The 1252-nt window shown below is 71.1% G+C and carries 2 protein-coding genes; both read left to right on the top strand.

Going from position 1 to position 1252, the window contains the following annotated elements:
• On the top strand, positions 1-723 hold a 723-nt coding region (locus H488_RS33260), incomplete at its 5' end, for a Mu transposase domain-containing protein (protein WP_017834567.1).
• Complete coding sequence (locus H488_RS0119065; protein WP_017834566.1) at positions 723-1160, top strand: ATP-binding protein; 438 nt, start codon at positions 723-725, stop codon at positions 1158-1160. The genes H488_RS33260 and H488_RS0119065, both read left to right, overlap by 1 nt.
• Positions 1161-1252 lie beyond the last annotated feature (92 nt).

The following is a 1252-nucleotide window of genomic DNA, read 5'->3' as shown; positions in this document are numbered from 1 at the left end:
GGTGATCTGCTGGCCGGGATGTGGCACCTGGTGGTCGAGCAGATCCAGGGCGTGCCGCGGCGGTGGGTCTGGGACAACGAGTCCGGCATCGGTCGCGGGGGCCGCCCGGCCGAGGGGATGGCCGCGTTCATGGGCACGATGGCGGCGACCCTGGTGCAGCTCAAGCCCTACGACCCGGAATCCAAGGGCATCGTGGAGCGGGCCAACGGCTACCTCGAGACCTCCTTCCTTCCCGGGCGCAGTTTCGCTTCCCCGGCCGACGTCAACGCCCAGCTGCGCGGCTGGCTGGTGGCCGCCAACACCCGGCGGGTGCGGGCCATCGCCGCCCGGCCGGCGGAGCTGATCACCGCTGATCGGGCCGCGATGCTCCCCGTACCGTCGGTCGCCCCGGCCCTCGGGCACCGCACCTGGGTGCGGCTGGGCCGGGACTACTACGTGCGGGTCGCCGGCAACGACTACTCCGTGGACCCGACCGTGATCGGAGCCATGGTCGAGGTCACCGCCGACCTGCACCGGGTGGTCGTACGTCATCAGGGCCGGGTCGTGGCCGACCACCCCCGCTGCTGGGCGTCAGCGACCACGGTCACCGACCCCGCACATGTGGCCACCGCCGCGGTGCTGCGCCGGGCCTACCAGCAGCGCCCGCACCCGGGCATCGAGCCGGATCCGCTGGTACGGGATCTGGCCGACTACGACCGCGCCTTCGGGATCGAGGTCGCCTGATGGCCACCACACCGGCCGAGACGGCCAAGACCCTGGAGTACCTCACCGCCTCGCTGAAGGCACCCCGGATCCGCGAGGCCGCCACCCGCATCGCCAACACCGCCCGCACCAGCCACTGGTCCTACGAGGAGTACCTCGCCGCCGTGCTAGAGCGCGAGGTCGCCGCCCGCAACGCCTCCGGGGCCCGGCTGCGGATCACCGCTGCCGGGTTCCCGGCGATCAAGACCGCCGAGGACTTCGACTTCTCTACCCAGACGGCGATCACCCACGCCGACTACGCCGCGATGGCCTCCGGGCGGTATCTGGCCGAGGCCGGCAACATTGTGATGCTCGGGCCCCCGGGCACGGGCAAGACCCATCTGGCCACGGCCCTGGGCATCATCGCCTGCCAGCAGGGACTGATGCACGGTTCGGTGACACCTGATCTGTGGCGCTGAGAGGCGTCGATGGAAGGATGTACACCATGCCCAAGCCCTATCCCAAGGAGTTCCGCGACGACGTCGTGAACGTCGCGCGCAGCCGTGAACCC

Source organism: Kocuria sp. UCD-OTCP (assembly GCF_000349605.1).
Classification (GTDB): Bacteria; Actinomycetota; Actinomycetes; order Actinomycetales; family Micrococcaceae; genus Kocuria; species Kocuria rosea.
The sequence above is the reverse complement of the archived record's forward strand: the minus strand, read 5'-3'. Positions and strand labels throughout refer to the sequence as shown.

Coding starts and splice junctions, on each gene's coding strand:
- H488_RS0119065 (WP_017834566.1), top strand. CDS start 723: ATGGCCACCACACCGGCCGAGACGGCCAAGACCCTGGAGTACCTCACC.